The sequence below is a fragment of the Sulfuricaulis sp. genome (assembly GCF_049587675.1).
Classification (GTDB): Bacteria; Pseudomonadota; Gammaproteobacteria; order Acidiferrobacterales; family Sulfurifustaceae; genus Sulfuricaulis.
In genome coordinates this window covers 24,804-39,533 of sequence record NZ_JBAVEJ010000243.1, presented here as the reverse complement: position 1 = coordinate 39,533, position 14,730 = coordinate 24,804, and the positions used below count along the sequence as shown (strand labels likewise).

General features: G+C 60.6%; 15 protein-coding genes. 11 read left to right on the top strand and 4 right to left on the bottom strand.

Annotation, left to right across the window (positions count from 1 at the left end):
- On the top strand, positions 1-766 hold a 766-nt coding region (locus WB402_RS12915), incomplete at its 5' end, for an MlaA family lipoprotein (RefSeq protein ID WP_424208501.1).
- Here WB402_RS12915 and aceB read toward each other — a convergent pair.
- Positions 754-2,358, bottom strand: coding sequence for a malate synthase A (gene aceB, locus WB402_RS12910; protein WP_424208499.1), 1,605 nt, complete (start codon positions 2,356-2,358; stop codon positions 754-756). The two genes, WB402_RS12915 and aceB, sit on opposite strands and share 13 nt — an antisense overlap.
- Before the next feature lie 291 nt (positions 2,359-2,649).
- Here aceB and rpsP point away from each other — a divergent pair, with 291 nt between their 5' ends.
- The 6 genes from rpsP (at position 2,650) to xerD (ending at position 6,279) form a co-directional block, all read left to right on the top strand.
- Positions 2,650-2,895 carry a 30S ribosomal protein S16 gene (gene rpsP, locus WB402_RS12905; RefSeq protein WP_424208497.1) on the top strand — a complete coding sequence of 82 codons (246 nt, stop codon included), beginning with the start codon at positions 2,650-2,652 and terminating at the stop codon, positions 2,893-2,895.
- Positions 2,896-2,901: 6 nt separating this feature from the next.
- The gene (rimM, locus tag WB402_RS12900) at positions 2,902-3,417 is read left to right on the top strand and encodes a ribosome maturation factor RimM (RefSeq protein WP_424208495.1); all 516 of its coding nucleotides are present in this window, start codon (positions 2,902-2,904) and stop codon (positions 3,415-3,417) included.
- Positions 3,418-3,420: 3 nt separating this feature from the next.
- Positions 3,421-4,182, top strand: a complete 762-nt coding sequence (gene trmD / locus WB402_RS12895) for a tRNA (guanosine(37)-N1)-methyltransferase TrmD (RefSeq protein WP_424208493.1) — start codon at positions 3,421-3,423, stop codon at positions 4,180-4,182.
- Positions 4,179-4,526, top strand: a complete 348-nt coding sequence (rplS, locus tag WB402_RS12890; RefSeq protein WP_424208492.1) for a 50S ribosomal protein L19 — start codon at positions 4,179-4,181, stop codon at positions 4,524-4,526. The genes trmD and rplS overlap by 4 nt, the downstream gene beginning before the upstream one ends.
- 378 nt (positions 4,527-4,904) lie before the next feature.
- Positions 4,905-5,399 carry a methylated-DNA--[protein]-cysteine S-methyltransferase gene (locus tag WB402_RS12885; RefSeq protein ID WP_424208490.1) on the top strand — a complete coding sequence of 165 codons (495 nt, stop codon included), beginning with the start codon at positions 4,905-4,907 and terminating at the stop codon, positions 5,397-5,399.
- Positions 5,383-6,279 carry a site-specific tyrosine recombinase XerD gene (xerD, locus tag WB402_RS12880; RefSeq protein ID WP_424208488.1) on the top strand — a complete coding sequence of 299 codons (897 nt, stop codon included), beginning with the start codon at positions 5,383-5,385 and terminating at the stop codon, positions 6,277-6,279. The genes WB402_RS12885 and xerD overlap by 17 nt, the downstream gene beginning before the upstream one ends.
- Before the next feature lie 293 nt (positions 6,280-6,572).
- Here the strand turns inward: xerD and WB402_RS12875 are convergent, their stop codons facing one another.
- The 3 genes from WB402_RS12875 to WB402_RS12865 form a co-directional block, all read right to left on the bottom strand.
- A complete protein-coding gene (locus tag WB402_RS12875; RefSeq protein WP_424208486.1) occupies positions 6,573-7,328 on the bottom strand; it encodes a hypothetical protein in 756 nt (251 codons plus the stop codon).
- Positions 7,329-7,441: 113 nt separating this feature from the next.
- A complete protein-coding gene (locus tag WB402_RS12870) occupies positions 7,442-9,457 on the bottom strand; it encodes a UvrD-helicase domain-containing protein (RefSeq protein ID WP_424208484.1) in 2,016 nt (671 codons plus the stop codon).
- Positions 9,458-9,564: 107 nt separating this feature from the next.
- On the bottom strand, positions 9,565-10,410 hold the full coding sequence (locus tag WB402_RS12865; protein WP_424208482.1) for a hypothetical protein: 846 nt from the start codon (positions 10,408-10,410) through the stop codon (positions 9,565-9,567).
- A gap of 154 nt (positions 10,411-10,564) precedes the next feature.
- Here WB402_RS12865 and WB402_RS12860 point away from each other — a divergent pair, with 154 nt between their 5' ends.
- The 4 genes from WB402_RS12860 (at position 10,565) to WB402_RS12845 (ending at position 14,726) form a co-directional block, all read left to right on the top strand.
- Positions 10,565-11,473, top strand: coding sequence for a hypothetical protein (locus tag WB402_RS12860; protein WP_424208480.1), 909 nt, complete (start codon positions 10,565-10,567; stop codon positions 11,471-11,473).
- Position 11,474: 1 nt separating this feature from the next.
- The gene (dacB, locus tag WB402_RS12855) at positions 11,475-12,914 is read left to right on the top strand and encodes a D-alanyl-D-alanine carboxypeptidase/D-alanyl-D-alanine endopeptidase (RefSeq protein ID WP_424208478.1); all 1,440 of its coding nucleotides are present in this window, start codon (positions 11,475-11,477) and stop codon (positions 12,912-12,914) included.
- Between the two features lie 106 nt (positions 12,915-13,020).
- Positions 13,021-14,304: a citrate synthase gene (locus tag WB402_RS12850; protein ID WP_424208476.1), complete on the top strand. Its 1,284-nt coding sequence runs from the start codon at positions 13,021-13,023 to the stop codon at positions 14,302-14,304.
- Positions 14,305-14,309: 5 nt separating this feature from the next.
- Positions 14,310-14,726 carry a hypothetical protein gene (locus WB402_RS12845; protein ID WP_424208474.1) on the top strand — a complete coding sequence of 139 codons (417 nt, stop codon included), beginning with the start codon at positions 14,310-14,312 and terminating at the stop codon, positions 14,724-14,726.
- Positions 14,727-14,730 lie beyond the last annotated feature (4 nt).

Genomic DNA, 14,730 nt, shown 5'->3' with positions numbered 1-14,730 from the left:
GTCCGGTGCCGTAACCAGCAATGCCAGCACGAATGACGCTGCGGAAAATCGCGACGATGCGCGCGACCCGATCGAGGGATTCAACCGCGCGATATTTACGTTCAACGACAAGCTGGACCGGTACTTCATCAAACCGATCGCCAAGGGTTACCGCGCGATCACGCCCAAGCCGGTGAAAAACAGCATCTCCAATTTTTTCAGCAACCTGCACGATCCGCCGATCATGCTGTACAACCTGCTGCAGGGCAAACCCAAGCAGGCCGCCTCGGACCTGGGACGATTTCTCGTGAACTCCACCGTCGGAATCGCGGGTCTGTTCGATGTGGCAACCAAAATGGGACTTGAGAAGCACACCGAGGATTTCGGACAGACCCTGGCGGTCTGGGGCGTGGGCGAAGGGCCTTACCTGGTGTTGCCGTTCTTCGGGCCAAGCAATCTGCGCGATGGCCCATCGCTGCTGCTGGTGGATTGGCAGACCTATCCGCTGACTCACTTGGAAGATCGCGACACGCGCTACGCGCTGTTGTTTGTGGAGGTGGTCGAACGGCGCGAGCAGTTGCTGGATGCATCCGACATTCTGGAACAGGCGGCGGGGAAGGATCAGTATGTTTTTATGCGCGAGGCCTATCGCCAGAACCGCCGCAATCAGATTTATGACGGTAACCCGCCGCAGGCCGCGCCGCCGCCGGGTCTGTTTGAAGAGGACGAGCCGGCGCCAAAATCGCCTACGCCGTCCACGCCGGGTGACGCGACTCAGTCAAGATAGTCGTATCCTAACAACGTCAGGAATTGCGGCAGCGGTTCAGTGCTGATGAACTTGTCGAACAGCTTTGCGGCAAGCTCGTATTTGCCGGCGGCGTATGTTCTTCCCCCAAGCGAAGTCCGAATGCGTTGGAGCTGCTCCGGGATCAACCGGCGTGCCAGGTCGAGCGTGACTTTGCGTCCGTCGGCGAGCACGCCCTTGGGGCTGTGTATCCAGTGCCACACCTGCGAGCACGATATTTCCGCAGTTGCGGCGTCTTCCATGAGGTTGTTAATCTGCACGCAGCCGGTGCCGGCCAGCCACGCCCCCATGTATTCGATGCCGACGCCGATATCGTAGCGCAACCCGGCTTCCGTGATCGGCGACTGCGGCGAGAATGCCAGCAGGTCGGCGGCGCTCACGCGTACCTCTTCGCGCTTGCGATGAATCTGGTTCGGCGTGGGCATGAGCCGGTCGAAAACCTCTTTCGCCAGCGGCACCAGCCCCGGGTGTGCCACCCAAGTGCCGTCGTGACCGTCATGGGCCTCGCGCTCCTTGTCGGCGCGCACCTTGGCGAGCGCGGCTTCGTTCGCCGCCGGATCGGTTTTGATCGGGATCTGGGCCGCCATGCCGCCCATCGCATGCGCGTTGCGCCGGTGGCATGTCTGGATCAGAAGCTGCGAATACGCGCGCATGAACGGCGCGGTCATCGTCACCAGTCCGCGGTCGGCAAGGATGAAATCCGGGTTGAGGCTGAACTTCTTGATGGCGCTGAACAGATAATCCCAGCGGCCGCAATTGAGACCGGCCGAGTGCTCGCGCAGCTCGTACAGCATTTCATCCATCTCGAACGCGGCCAGAATGGTCTCGATCAGCACCGTCGCCTTAATCGTGCCGCGCGGAATGTTCAGCCGTTGCTGTGCCCACACGAACACCTCGTTCCACAGGCGCGCCTCGAGATGGCTCTCTATCTTGGGCAGGTAGAAATATGGCGCCGTGCCGTTCTCCAGCATCGTCTTGGCGTTGTGAAAGAAATACAGCCCGAAATCGAATAATCCGCCCGAGACCGGCTTGCCATCGACCAGTAGGTGTTTCTCAACCAGGTGCCAGCCACGCGGGCGGACGAACAGGACCGCCGTGGAGTTATTCAGCCGGTATTGTTTTCCCTCCGGACTGTCGAAGCTGATCGTGCGCCGGACGGCATCGCGCAAGTTGATCTGCCCCCGGATCAGGTTGTCCCAGGTCGGGGTCAGCGAATCCTCGAAGTCGGCGAGGAACACGTTGGCGCCGGAATTGAGCGCGTTGATAATCATCTTGCGGTCGACCGGGCCGGTGATCTCCACGCGCCGGTCCGCCAGTTCCGCCGGCACGGGGGCGATGGTCCAGTTGGCCTCGCGCACCGATTTCGTTTCGGGCAGAAAATCCGGTTTGACGCCGCGGTCGAGCTCGATCTGTCGCTGCGCGCGCCGTGCCAGAAGCCGCTCCCGTTCGGGCTCGAAGGCGCGCGCGAGGCCGGCGACGAAATCGAGCGCCTCCGGGGTCAGGATGCTGGCGTAATCAGCGGGTACCTCGGCCCGGAGGGCCATGCCTGCGGGGATGGATGAAGACTTGGCCATATCGCGCCTCGGTCAAGTTAGTGAGATGTTCTTCTCTGTTTTATCTGCCAGTCACGGCCGATTTGCAAGCCTGATCGGGTAATTGATCCTCCGGTCCGGGCAGCAGGGCCGGGTGACGGAGCAAACCCGTGTTTATGGCGCTTTATTTGTCACAGACCTCTAAATAACAGCGGATTTTCCGGCCCAGCCCCTTCATTTCCCCGGGTATCAAGGGTAAAATCGCGCCCTTTCGCAAACCTTGCAGGGCCTTGTCCGGTCGGACCGGGTCTTAAACGGATAGAGGAAGCACGAATGGTAACAATACGTCTGGCCCGTGGCGGCGCGAACAAGCGCCCTTATTACCGCATCATCGTCGCGGACCGTCGTCGCGCGCTCAACGGCAACAACATTGAACGCATCGGATTTTACAATCCCTTGGCGTCCGCCAAGGAACAGAAAATACACGTCGACATGGCGCGCGTGGAGTTCTGGTTGAGCAAGGGAGCCAAGCCGACCGAACGCGTGGCGCAGCTGCTGAAGCAAGCCAGCGCCTCCTGACGTCACATGGCCGATCCGTCACGCCCTGACGGTTTGGTGCTTTTCGGCCGGATCAGCGGCCTCTTCGGTGTGCAGGGCTGGGTCAAGGTGTTCTCCCACGCCCGCCCGCGCGAAGCCATCATCGGTTATTCGCCCTGGCTCGTGAAAATCGGCGGTGACTGGCGCGAGATCGCGGTTGAAGAAGGGCGCGCGCAGGGCAAGGGCGTTGTCGCCAGGCTGACCGGTTATACCGATCGCGATCAGGCCAGCACTCTCATCGGTGCCGAGATCGCGATTACGCTATCGAAGTTGCCGCCGCTGAAGAAAGGCGAATATTACTGGGCGCAACTCGTCGGGCTTGATGTGATCAACCTTGCCGGCGAGAAATTCGGAAAGGTGGACTACCTGTTCGATACCGGTGCGAACGATGTGATGGTAGTGCGCAACGGACGCGAGCGATTGCTTCCGGCAACGGCGCAAGTCATTCGCGAAGTGGATCTCGAGACAGGGGTCATCCGGGTGGACTGGGACGCGGACTTCTAGCCCATGAGAATTGACGTCATCAGTCTGTTTCCGCCGATGTTCGAGGCCGTGACCGGATACGGCATCACCGGCCGGGCGATCAAGAACGGATTGCTGAGCTTGCGGGTGTGGAACCCGCGCGATTACACGGAAGACCGGCACCGCAGCGTGGATGACCGGCCTTACGGCGGCGGCCCGGGAATGGTAATGATGATCGAGCCGCTGGCGCGCGCTATCAAATTGGCTCGCGGCGAGCAGGCAAAAGGCGCGAAGGTGATTTATCTTTCGCCGCAGGGACGCAAGTTGGACCACGCGGGCGCGTTGGAGATGTCGCGGCGCGAAGGAATGATTCTCCTCGCGGGCCGCTACGAAGGCATCGACGAGCGCCTGCTCGAGAGTGAAGTGGACGAGGAATGGTCGATCGGCGATTATGTCCTCTCCGGCGGCGAACTCGCGGCGATGGTTGTGATCGACGCCATTGCGCGTCAGCTTCCCGGCGCGCTGGGCGATGAAGATTCGGCGCAACAGGATTCTTTCGTGGAGGGTCTGCTTGATTGCGGGCACTACACCCGGCCGGAAGAGTACGCGGGGTGCAAAGTGCCGGAGGTGTTGTTGTCCGGCGACCATGCCAGGATCCGCCGCTGGCGGCTGAAGCAGTCGCTGGGACGAACGTGGTTGCGGCGGCCGGATTTGCTGGAACGGTTGTCCTTGAACAATGAGCAGAAACAGCTGCTGGAAGAATTCCGGCAGGAACATCTTAAAGAAGAGTCAGGAGTCGAAAAATGAGCAAGATCATGCAAGATTTGGAAACGCGAATGATGACGGACAAGAAAGTTCCGGCATTTGCGCCGGGAGATACCGTCACCGTGCACGTCAAGGTGCAGGAAGGCGAGCGCGAACGCCTCCAGGCCTTCGAGGGCATGGTAATCGCGCGCCGCAACAGCGGCTACAATTCCTCGTTCACGGTGCGCAAGACCTCCTACGGCGAGGGCGTGGAACGCGTGTTCCCGCTTTACAGCTCGGCTATCGCTAAGATCGATGTCAATCGCAAGGGCGACGTGCGCCGCGCCAAGCTTTACTATCTTCGCGATCTGGCCGGCAAGGCAGCGCGTATCCGCGAGAAGGTCTGAGCTGTTGTCATGTCCGCGAAGGCGGACATCCAGGTAGTGAATGGTCAATAGCCGCCGAAAGGCGGCTATTGACTTTGAAAAGCTAATTGCGGGTGGCTCCGCCCCTGCACCCTGGGTTCCTTTCTCTTGCTTGTCCAAGAGAAAGGAACCAAAGAGAAGGACACCCGGTCGCTTCGCCGCGCCAACATCGCGCGGTTCCCTGCGCGTCTCGCTGCGGCCGGGCGCGATCCTAACTCGCCGGGCGCTGAACAACGCGCCTCGGGCTCGATCAAAAGTCTCGCGACGACTCCCGGCCTGGCTCGGTGCTCGGCTCGCTCCGACGGGGTTTTAAAACCCCAGTCAGTGGCGTCGCCTATCCCGTCCGTGGATAATGAGGACATGCGGCGCAGGGAAAACTCTACACAGGCTAAAGGATACGATGCCGTCATATCCACGCCCGTGGGACGGATCGGCGTGATACTGGAAAACGATGCGCTGGTCGATGTCAGTTTTCTGGGCGAGACAACGGCCCTACATGCTCCGCGCACGACCGCGGCGAAAAAAGTTTGCCGCCAGCTCCAGGCGTATTTCACCAACCCTAACGCTTCCTTCTGCATTCCGCTAGCGCTGTCGGGCACGGCCTTTCAGCAGCGTGTGTGGCGTGCATTACAACGGATTCCCGCGGGCCGGACGCTCAGTTACGGCGTGCTCGCAAAGAAACTCGACACCTCGGCGCGCGCTGTGGGCAATGCCTGCCGCGCCAATCCCGTCCCCATCGTGATTCCCTGCCACCGCGTCGTGGCCGCGAATGGCGCCGGCGGTTTCATGGGTAAACGATCGGGAAGCGCGCTGCGCCTCAAGCACCGGCTGCTGGAGCATGAGCACGCCGGATAAGGACATCATCGAGCGCTTCTGCGATGCCATCTGGCTGCAGGAGGGGTTGAGCGCTAACACGCTCGACGCCTATCGCAGCGATCTGGAAGGTCTGAGCCGCTGGCTGGCGCCGCGCGGGACGGCGCTGACGACCGCTTCGCGCGGCGATTTGCTTGATTATCTCTCCGGTTGTGTCGGCAAAGGCGCGCGTCCGCGCACCACGGCGCGGCTGCTTTCGAGCTTGCGGCGTTTTTACGGTTATCTCGTGCGCGAGGAGCGTATCAAAACCGATCCCACGGCACTGATCGATTCGCCCAAGATTGGCCGGCCCTTGCCCAAGTCGCTCACCGAAGAACAGGTCGAGAAACTGCTCCAGTCGCCGGACGTCGCGACGCATTACGGCCTGCGCGACCGCGCGATGCTGGAGACGCTCTACGCCACTGGCCTGCGCGTATCGGAACTGGTTGGAATGACGCTGTCGCAGGTCAGCCTCACGCAGGGCGTGGTCCGCGTCATTGGCAAGGGTGACAAGGAAAGGCTGGTACCGCTGGGCGAAGAGGCGATCTCATGGATCAGCCGCTATCTCGCCGAAGGCCGGCCCAAGCTGGTGCGCAGCCGCTCGACCGATGCGTTGTTCACCACCGCGCGCGGCGGACCCATGACGCGCCAGGCCTTCTGGCACAATCTCAAGGTCCACACGCGCACCGCCGGAATCCAGACGGCGCTGTCACCACATACCCTGCGCCACGCCTTCGCCACGCACCTGCTCAATCACGGTGCCGATTTGCGCGTGGTTCAAATGCTCCTCGGCCACGCTGACCTTTCCACTACGCAGATTTACACGCATGTTGCTCAGGCAAGGTTGAAAACGCTGCACGAGCAGCATCATCCGAGAGGGTGAGTGCATATAGTTAATGTAGGGCGGGCTGGGAGAATTTTGCCGTAGCCCACCGAACAACCTGTTGTGTCGGCTTCGCCGACGCTGAAAAACTAATTGCGGGTGGCTCCGCCCCTGCATCCTGGGTGACTTTTCTTTGTTCGCGCAAAGAAAAGTCACCTGCCGTGGGTCAGCCACCCACAAGTCGCCTTTAAAGACAAATGCCGCCTGTTAGGCGGCATTTGATCATTCACTACCTGGATCTCCGCTTTCGCGGAGATGACAGCAAACGTAGCTTTCGCGGGGACGACAGCCCTTCAGTGATAAACCGACCGATCCATGCGATCGTGGTCGTCATGGAACACCTCGATGCCCGGCAGGCGCTTGTAACCCAGGACCATGGCGAGTTTGTGAATGAGGGTTTTCCAGTTGAGGGAATCGACGCGGCGGCGCAGCACGTCGTTGAGTTCGAGCGTCAGTTTTTCGTGCTCCCGGTCGAGTCCGGGCAGCTTGTGAAAATAGTACCAGGAGAGATAACTGTAGACCGCGGGCAGGAGCTTGACCAGCCACATCGGCTCAGGCACCGCCAGCCAGACAATGCCGCTGGCTACGCCGGCGAACACAAAGAAAAGCCCGTAGCGGATGAACTTCATGCGGTTGGCGCGATTGTTGTCCATGGTCTCGCGCAGCCGCCGCTCGGCGTCGCGCGACATGATCGAGTGCGTGTAATGAATGTCGCGGAACATGCTCAGTATCCGCAACATGCGCTCGCTGTGGCGCCGCTTGTCGATGAAGGAATCGACCGCCGCCTGCAGACTCTCGCGGAACTGGCGGTAATCGGGTGTGAGCGGCGGCTCCATGAACGTTTCAACGGTGTGATTGATGAGGTAACGCAGCTCGAGCAGGTGCGAGACCATCATCGGGAAACGCAGGTTGGTAAATTTGACGTAGAACGCGTGGAAATTGTCTGGCGTAAGGTCCAGCGCGGAGAAATCCTGCGCAGTTTCCCACGAATGGATCCGGCTTTTACGCCGCTCGTCCATCGACTTGGATACTGTGCGAGGCGATGCCATGTTTTTTTGACGCCTGCGGGAAATCCCTATTCGACCCGAATAGGTTCAAGCATAGCGAAAACGACTGGAATTATCTATGACCTGCCGGGATAAAGGCTGGCCTGGGGAAGGGGTCAGCCGTTACCGAGCATATTCCGCAGGTTAGAGAGGTAGACCTCGGCGCGGCCGAGCATGGCCTGGGGGTCGGGTTCCCGGTCCGGCTCTTCCCAGCGCAGGTCGTCGGGCGGCAGTTCCTTGAGAAAGCGGCTGGGTTCGCAGGCAATCACCTCGCCGCCACGCTTGCGCCGTTCGACGAACGAGAAGGTGAGTGTCTGGCGGGCGCGGGTGATACCGACATAGGCCAGGCGGCGTTCTTCTTCCACGCCCGAGTCCGATTGGCTCTGGTGATGCGGGAGCAAGCCTTCCTCCATGCCGACGATGAATACATGCGGAAATTCCAGTCCCTTGACCGCGTGCAGCGTCATGAGCGCGACCAAGTCGCCGGGATTGTCTTCGTTGCCCCGGTCCAGTATGCCCGCCAGCGTCAAGCGCGCGACCAGTCCGCTCAGCGACTTGTCCTCTTCGTCCTGACGTGCGAGCCGCTGGATCCAGGCCACGAGCTCGAGCACGTTTTCCATGCGTCGCTGCGCAATTTTCAGATCGTTGCAGGTGTCCTTAAGCCATTCCTCGTAATGCAGGTCGGCGAGTATGTCGCACACCAGCTTGGCCGGCTCTTCTTCGGCCGCCTTGCCGATCATGTCGGTCAGCCAGTGCGTGAAGACGCGCAGTATCGCCACCTGCCGCGCGGTGAGGCGTCGCTCGATGCCGGCGTCCAGCGATGCCTGCAGCAGGCTCGTGCCCAGCTCACCGGCGTGCGCCGAGAGTTGCTCGAGCGTGGCCGCGCCGATCTCGCGCCGCGGTGTGTTGATCACACGCAGGAAGGCGTTGTCGTCGCCCGGGTTGCACAGCAACCGCAGATAGGCCATGACGTCCTTGATCTCGGTTTTGTCGAAAAACGAGGAACCGCCGCTGAGGAAGTAGGGGATGCGCCGCTCGCGCAGCACGCGTTCGAGAACACGCGACTGGTGATTTTCCCGGAACAGGATGGCGTAATCCCGGAAATCGGTGTTGTGCTTGAACTTGTGATGCAACAGCTCGGATACCACGCGCTCGGCCTCGTGTTCGTCACCGCGAGCCTTGAGCACGTGTACCGGTTCACCGAAGTCGCGCTCGCACCACAAGGCTTTTTCGAAAATGTGCGGGTTGTTGGCGATCAGCGCGTTGGCGGCCTTGAGGATACGTCCGCTCGAGCGGTAATTCTGTTCCAACTTGATCACCTTCAGCGACGGGTAATCCTCTTGTAAGAGCTTCAGGTTCTCGGGATGAGCGCCGCGCCAGGCGTAAATGGATTGGTCGTCGTCGCCCACCACCGTCAGCGCCCCGCGGCTGCCGGCGAGTAGTTTCACCAGTTCGTACTGGCAGAGATTCGTGTCCTGGTATTCGTCCACCAGCAGGTAGCGCACGCGCCGGCGCCATTCTTCCAGCACCTCCGGATGGTTCTGGAACAGACGCACCGGCTTGAGGATCAGGTCGTCGAGATCGATGGCGTTGTACGCCTGGAGGTGACGCTCGTATTCGCCGTAGACCCGAGCCGCGATGTCCTGGATGCTTTCACCGCCGGCCGAGAGCGGCGCCTCCGCCGGCGAGACAAGGCTGTTTTTCCACAGCGAGATCTGTCTCTGCACGGCATCGGCCGGGTTGTTCTTGCCGGAGTACTGGCCGCGCAGCAGTTTGGCAAGCAACGACTGGCTGTCTTCGTTATCGTACAGGGAAAAGCCCGGACGGTAGCCTATGGTCTCCAGGTGGTTGCGCAGGATTCTGAGACCGAAGGTGTGAAAGGTCGAGATCAGGAGTTCCTTGCCGTGAGCGCCGTTGAGCAGGTCGCCAACGCGTGCTTTCATCTCGCGCGCGGCCTTGTTGGTGAAGGTCACAGCGACGATATTGCGCGGGGTGATGCCGTAATCGCGGATGAGCCAGACGATCTTGCGGGTGATGACGGAGGTCTTGCCGCTGCCCGCGCCTGCCAGCACCAGCAGGGGGCCATTGATGTACTGTACCGCCGCCTTTTGTTGCGGGTTCAGTTCAGGCAATTCCGTTGATACATGTTGGGAAATGTCATAACTGGACGGGCATTCTAACCTCTTTCCGCCATGCATGGAAAGATAAAATTAGAAAAAAATATCTTCGGCGACGATCTTCAGCGGCGCAAACGATTGAGAAAATTATGCATCTGTGCTCGTGCCGTGGCGGGTTCGGCGAGCATCCGGCCGATGAGATCGAAGAGGGGAAAGCCGCGAGCGTCGAAGAGTCCGTGAGTGTGGACCATCTCCAGTGTATGAACGCCCTCGCCCGTAAGTGCTTCCTGCCCCCGGGCCAGCCGCCGGCCCACTTCGTGATGGTGCGAGCCGGCGCTGGTCGCGGTGGTGATCAGATCGCCCAGGCCGGCGAGCCGCCGGGGAGTCTGTGGATCGCCGCCCAGGCCGGTCACGATGCTCTCCAGCTCAGCCACGGCCGCCACCGCCAGATAACCCCGCGTGTTGTCCCCCATTCCCATCTCGTCGGCCACACCAAACAGGATGGCATAGACGTTTTTGAGCACGGCGGACCAGGAAATACCCGCGATATCGGTGCTGTGTTCGAGATACAGCGAGGTTTCGGCAAACAGCTCGCGCACGCGCCCGTATATCTCGGCGCGCGTCGTTCCGGCCTGGGCGAATGCCGGGCGGCCATCACGGATTTCTTCCGAGATCATCGGTCCGTACAGGACACCGAAGGCGGAGACCGATCCAAGCGCTTCCGTCAGCGCCTGTGCGGCGGTACGTCCGTGTTTATCGAGGCCTTTGGCGAAACTGAGACACACGCCATCACGGCGCAGACGCGGTCGCAGCCGACTGGCCAGTTCGAAATGGGGGTTGGCTGGCAGGCAGAAAAGGATGAAATCCTGCTGGTTGGCGGCCGATTCGAGCACTACCGTCGGACTTCCCGGGCCGGGGTGTCGTTCCCAGACGGCGAGTGAGTGGCGCGGCCGAAGAAGATATTCCATCGTCCGGCCCATCTCGCCGTGACCGAGGATGAGCACCCGGAATGGACTATTATTAGTTTTTACCGCCAAGGACGCCAAGGACGCCAAGAAAAATGAAATAGGAGTTTAACGGAACTCAAAGTTAAAATCTCGACTTGCTTGCTGTGTGGACACCTTGAGCGCAACCAACCGCATCATCTATATCCCCGGGAAGAATCCCAAACCGCCGGCGGAAGAACACCGGCAGCAGCTTCTGCGCTGCCTGCGGCGGGGCGTCGAGCGCGCCGATCCCGCCGTGGCACAGGAAATCGAAGCCGACAGCAGCTTGTTCCAGTTGATTGGATGGAACTCGCTTTATTACCAGAGTTACAAGCCGCTGGACGAGGACCTGCCATGGATCGATGCATTGCTGAAGCAGGATGGCCCTACGCATGAAGACGTGCGTGAGGCGCTGTCATTCCGGTGCCGTACCGCATGGGTGCTTTACACCCTCGCCGATGTGTTCAATTTTTTAATTCCGCTGCTGCCGGACCCGGTGGTCAAGAACACGATTCGGGAAACCGCGCGATATTTCCGCAACGAGGACAACATCGGGCAACAGGTGCGGGAACTGCTCAAGGCGCCGCTGCGGGAAATGTTCGCCCGGGACGAGCGTGTCCTGATCATCGGCCACAGCATGGGCTCCGTGATAGCCTACGATTCTTTGTGGGAACTGACGCATATTGAGAAAAATCCCGGCCGCGTGGACCTGTTTCTGACCATCGGTAGTCCGCTCGGGATGCGCTTCACGCAGCAGCGTCTGCTGGGCAGGCGTGAAAAGGGAATCCTGCGCTACCCGCGCAATATCCGTCACTGGATCAATATCGCGTCCCAGGGTGATCTTACGGCGCTGGACCCGGATCTGCGTGACGATTACAAGGCCATGCTCGAGTTGGGCGTCGTCGAGTCCATCACCGACGTGGACGGCGGGATCTTCAATTATTTTCGCAACGATCTGGGACTGAACGTGCACCGTTCCTTTGGATACCTGGTCAACCCGCGCATGGGCGAGGTTATTGCGAAGTGGTGGAAAGAGGTGACATGAAATGAGACAGCCGTCCCTGTGGAATCCGGTCGTATGTCTGCTGCTGGGATTATCCTGGTTCTCGCCGGCATCCGCCGCCGACAGGCTCCCGGAGCCAATCGCGGCGGTACTCAAGCAGCACGGCATGTCGGCGCGCGGCCTTAGCCTGTATGTGCAGGAGCTTGGCCAGCCGGAGCCCTTGCTCGCGGTGGCGGCCGACGAACCGCGGCATCCGGCCTCGACCATCAAGGTGCTGACCACACTCGTGGCGCTGGAAAAACTGAGCCCGGCATGGCATTGGAAGACCGAGGCCTATGTCACCGCGCCGGTTCGCGACGGACGGCTCGATGGTGATCTTTATATTAAAGGTTATGGCGATCCGTATCTGGTCATTGAACATTTCTGGCGGTTTCTGCGCACGCTGCGCGCCGAGGGTGTGGAATCGATCAAGGGCGACTTGGTGCTTGACCAGACCTATTTCGCGCGCGAGGCGGAGGATGCCGGCGAATTCGATGACCAGCCGCTGCGCGCCTACAACGTGCTGCCGAGCGCGCTGCTGGTAAATTTTCAGGCGGTGAATTTCCGTTTCATGCCGCAACCGCAGACCAACCGCGTGCAGATAGCAGCCGATCCGCTGCCGGCCAATGTCGAAGTCGAGAACCGGGTCACGCTGGCCCGCGGCCCCTGCCGCGGTTGGGCGCGTAACCTGGGCATGAAGGTCAGGCATAATAAGGATCAGACCCACGTCGTTTTTAGCGGAACCTATGACGCGGATTGCGGCGACAATGAATTGTTTCGCGTCGTGTCCGAACCGGTGCCTTATCTATTAGGAATGTTCCGCTCGCTGTGGACCGATCTCGGCGGGCGTTTCGAGGGTGAGGCGCGCGAAGGCTCGGTCCCGGTCGGAGCGCAGTTGCTCGCCACGGTGGACTCACCGCCGCTGGCCGATATCATTCGCTCCATTAATAAGTACAGTAACAACGTCATGGCCCGCCAGTTGCTGCTCACGCTGGGCGCTTCGCTGCACGGTGCGCCGGGCACCACGGACAAAGGCATTCAGGTGGTGTACGAATGGCTCAAGCAGCGCCAGCTCGATTTCCCGGAGCTGGTGCTGGAAAACGGTGCCGGGCTGTCGCGCGAGGAGGCGATCTCCGCGCGCCACTTGGGCGAAGTCCTGCTCACCGCCTGGCGCAGTCCCTTCATGCCCGAGTTCGTTTCCTCACTGCCGATTTCGGCCATGGACGGAACGCTGCGCAAACGGTTCAATGGAGACGGGTTCGATGGGCAGATGCATCTCAAGACCGGAAGCCTGCGTGACGTGCGCAGTGTCGCGGGTTACGTGCAGGACCGGGCCGGCCGGCGTATGGTGGTAGTGTGCCTGCATAACAATTCGCGCGCCGATAGCGCCGCCGGGCAGGCGGTGCAGGAGGCGGTGATCAGATGGGTTTATGAGCGCCCCTGAGACCTGAATGCATGCAGAAAAAGTCCTTCCATGGACTTTTTCTGCTGGACAGTCCTTATGATATGGTCAATTCTTAGGTTTTCGGCTGACGAGGCGGACGCATAACATGGCAACCAAATACGTCAATGCAGTGATCTCTGAAGAGCAGGGCGACGGCAGCCTGCCGGTGTTGGAAGGCACGCTCGGGCCCAGTGCCGTGGACATCCAGACGTTGTACGCCCGGCATAACCTGCTTGCCTTTGACCCTGGTTTCCGCTCCACCGCCGCGTGCAAGAGCGCCATCACTTTCGTCGACGGCGACAAGGGCATCCTGCTTTACCGCGGTTATCCGATCGAGGATCTGGCCGAACACAGCGATTTCGTCGAGGTGGCCTATCTGCTGATGAACGGCGAACTGCCGACGCCGATACAGCGCAAGCAGTTTGACCATTCCCTCGGCACCCACAACATGCTGCACGAGCAGGTGCTGTCCTTTTACCGCGGGTTTCGCCGTGACGCCCATCCGATGGCGGTCATGGTGGGAGTGGTGGGGGCGCTGTCGGCGTTCTATCATGACGTCATGAATATCCGCGACGCCAACGACCGTCATCTGGCCGCCACGCGTCTCGTCGCCAAAATGCCGATGCTGGCCGCGGCCAGCTATACCTATTCGATCGGACGCCCGCAGCGCTATCCGAACAACCGGCTCGACTATGCTTCGAACTTCCTGCAGATGATGTTTGGCACGCCGGCCCAGGAGTACATCGTCGATCCGGTTCTGGCGCGTGCGCTCGATGTCATTTTTATCCTGCACGCCGACCACGAACAAAACGCCTCGACCTCGACCGTGCGCCTGGCGGCTTCGAGCGGTGCGAATCCCTTCGCCTGCATCGCCGCCGGTATCGCCTCGCTGTGGGGGCCGGCGCACGGCGGGGCGAACGAGGCGGTGCTCAAGATGCTGATGGAGATCGGCTCGGTCGAAAACATCCCCAAGACCATCGCCCGCGCCAAGGATAAAAACGATTCATTCCGTCTCATGGGCTTTGGCCACCGCATCTACAAAAACTTCGACCCGCGCTCGCTCGTCATTCAGGCGCAGGCGAAGAAGGTTCTGGTGCATCTCGGCAAGGACGACCCGCTGCTCGAAATCGCCATGAGCCTCGAGGAAATCGCCCTCAAGGACGAGTACTTCATCGAGCGCAAGCTGTACCCGAACGTGGATTTCTATTCCGGAATCCTGCTGCGCGCCATGGGTTTCCCGATGAATATGTTCACCGCCGTGTTCGCGGTCGCACGTACCGCCGGCTGGACCAGTCACTGGCTTGAACTGCAGGGCGAGTCCCACGGCATCGACCGTCCGCGCCAGATCTACATGGGCCAGACGCTGCGGCATTATCCGGGGAAGAAGTAGTCGCTATGCACAAATTTCTGCTGTTTGCGCTGATTGGGATGATGCTTAGCAGCTGCGCGTCGTATACCGCCACATCCAGCCGCGTGGCGGTCAAGGACGATAGCGCAGCCAACGCCGGCCGCGTGGCGGTTAAGGAGAATAGCGCAGCCATCGTGGTCCGGTTCAGCGCCGGCGACCGTGCGGTGATCGAGGATTACTATCGGAAATCCGCCCCCGCAAAATCATCCCCGGGATCGATGCCCCTGCTTAAGGGCGGATGGTTGCCTGCCGACATCGGGGCGGAACCCCTGCCGCCCGCGTTGGAGCGGAAACTGTCGCCATTACCGTCATCTCATGAGCGCCAGAAGGTCGGTCGCAGCGTTGTTCTCATAGAAAAGAAAACACGCGTAATCGCGGACGTGCTGTACAACACGGTAAAGTAATCCG

Bases quoted from the DNA above. Each gene is read 5' to 3' on its own strand.
- WB402_RS12865 (WP_424208482.1), bottom strand. From the start codon at position 10,410: ATGGAATATCTTCTTCGGCCGCGCCACTCACTCGCCGTCTGGGAACGA.
- rpsP (WP_424208497.1), top strand. From the start codon at position 2,650: ATGGTAACAATACGTCTGGCCCGTGGCGGCGCGAACAAGCGCCCTTAT.
- rplS (WP_424208492.1), top strand. From the start codon at position 4,179: ATGAGCAAGATCATGCAAGATTTGGAAACGCGAATGATGACGGACAAG.
- WB402_RS12875 (WP_424208486.1), bottom strand. From the start codon at position 7,328: ATGGCATCGCCTCGCACAGTATCCAAGTCGATGGACGAGCGGCGTAAA.
- aceB (WP_424208499.1), bottom strand. From the start codon at position 2,358: ATGGCCAAGTCTTCATCCATCCCCGCAGGCATGGCCCTCCGGGCCGAG.
- WB402_RS12845 (WP_424208474.1), top strand. From the start codon at position 14,310: ATGCACAAATTTCTGCTGTTTGCGCTGATTGGGATGATGCTTAGCAGC.
- trmD (WP_424208493.1), top strand. From the start codon at position 3,421: ATGAGAATTGACGTCATCAGTCTGTTTCCGCCGATGTTCGAGGCCGTG.
- WB402_RS12850 (WP_424208476.1), top strand. From the start codon at position 13,021: ATGGCAACCAAATACGTCAATGCAGTGATCTCTGAAGAGCAGGGCGAC.
- rimM (WP_424208495.1), top strand. From the start codon at position 2,902: ATGGCCGATCCGTCACGCCCTGACGGTTTGGTGCTTTTCGGCCGGATC.
- dacB (WP_424208478.1), top strand. From the start codon at position 11,475: ATGAGACAGCCGTCCCTGTGGAATCCGGTCGTATGTCTGCTGCTGGGA.
- xerD (WP_424208488.1), top strand. From the start codon at position 5,383: ATGAGCACGCCGGATAAGGACATCATCGAGCGCTTCTGCGATGCCATC.
- WB402_RS12885 (WP_424208490.1), top strand. From the start codon at position 4,905: ATGCGGCGCAGGGAAAACTCTACACAGGCTAAAGGATACGATGCCGTC.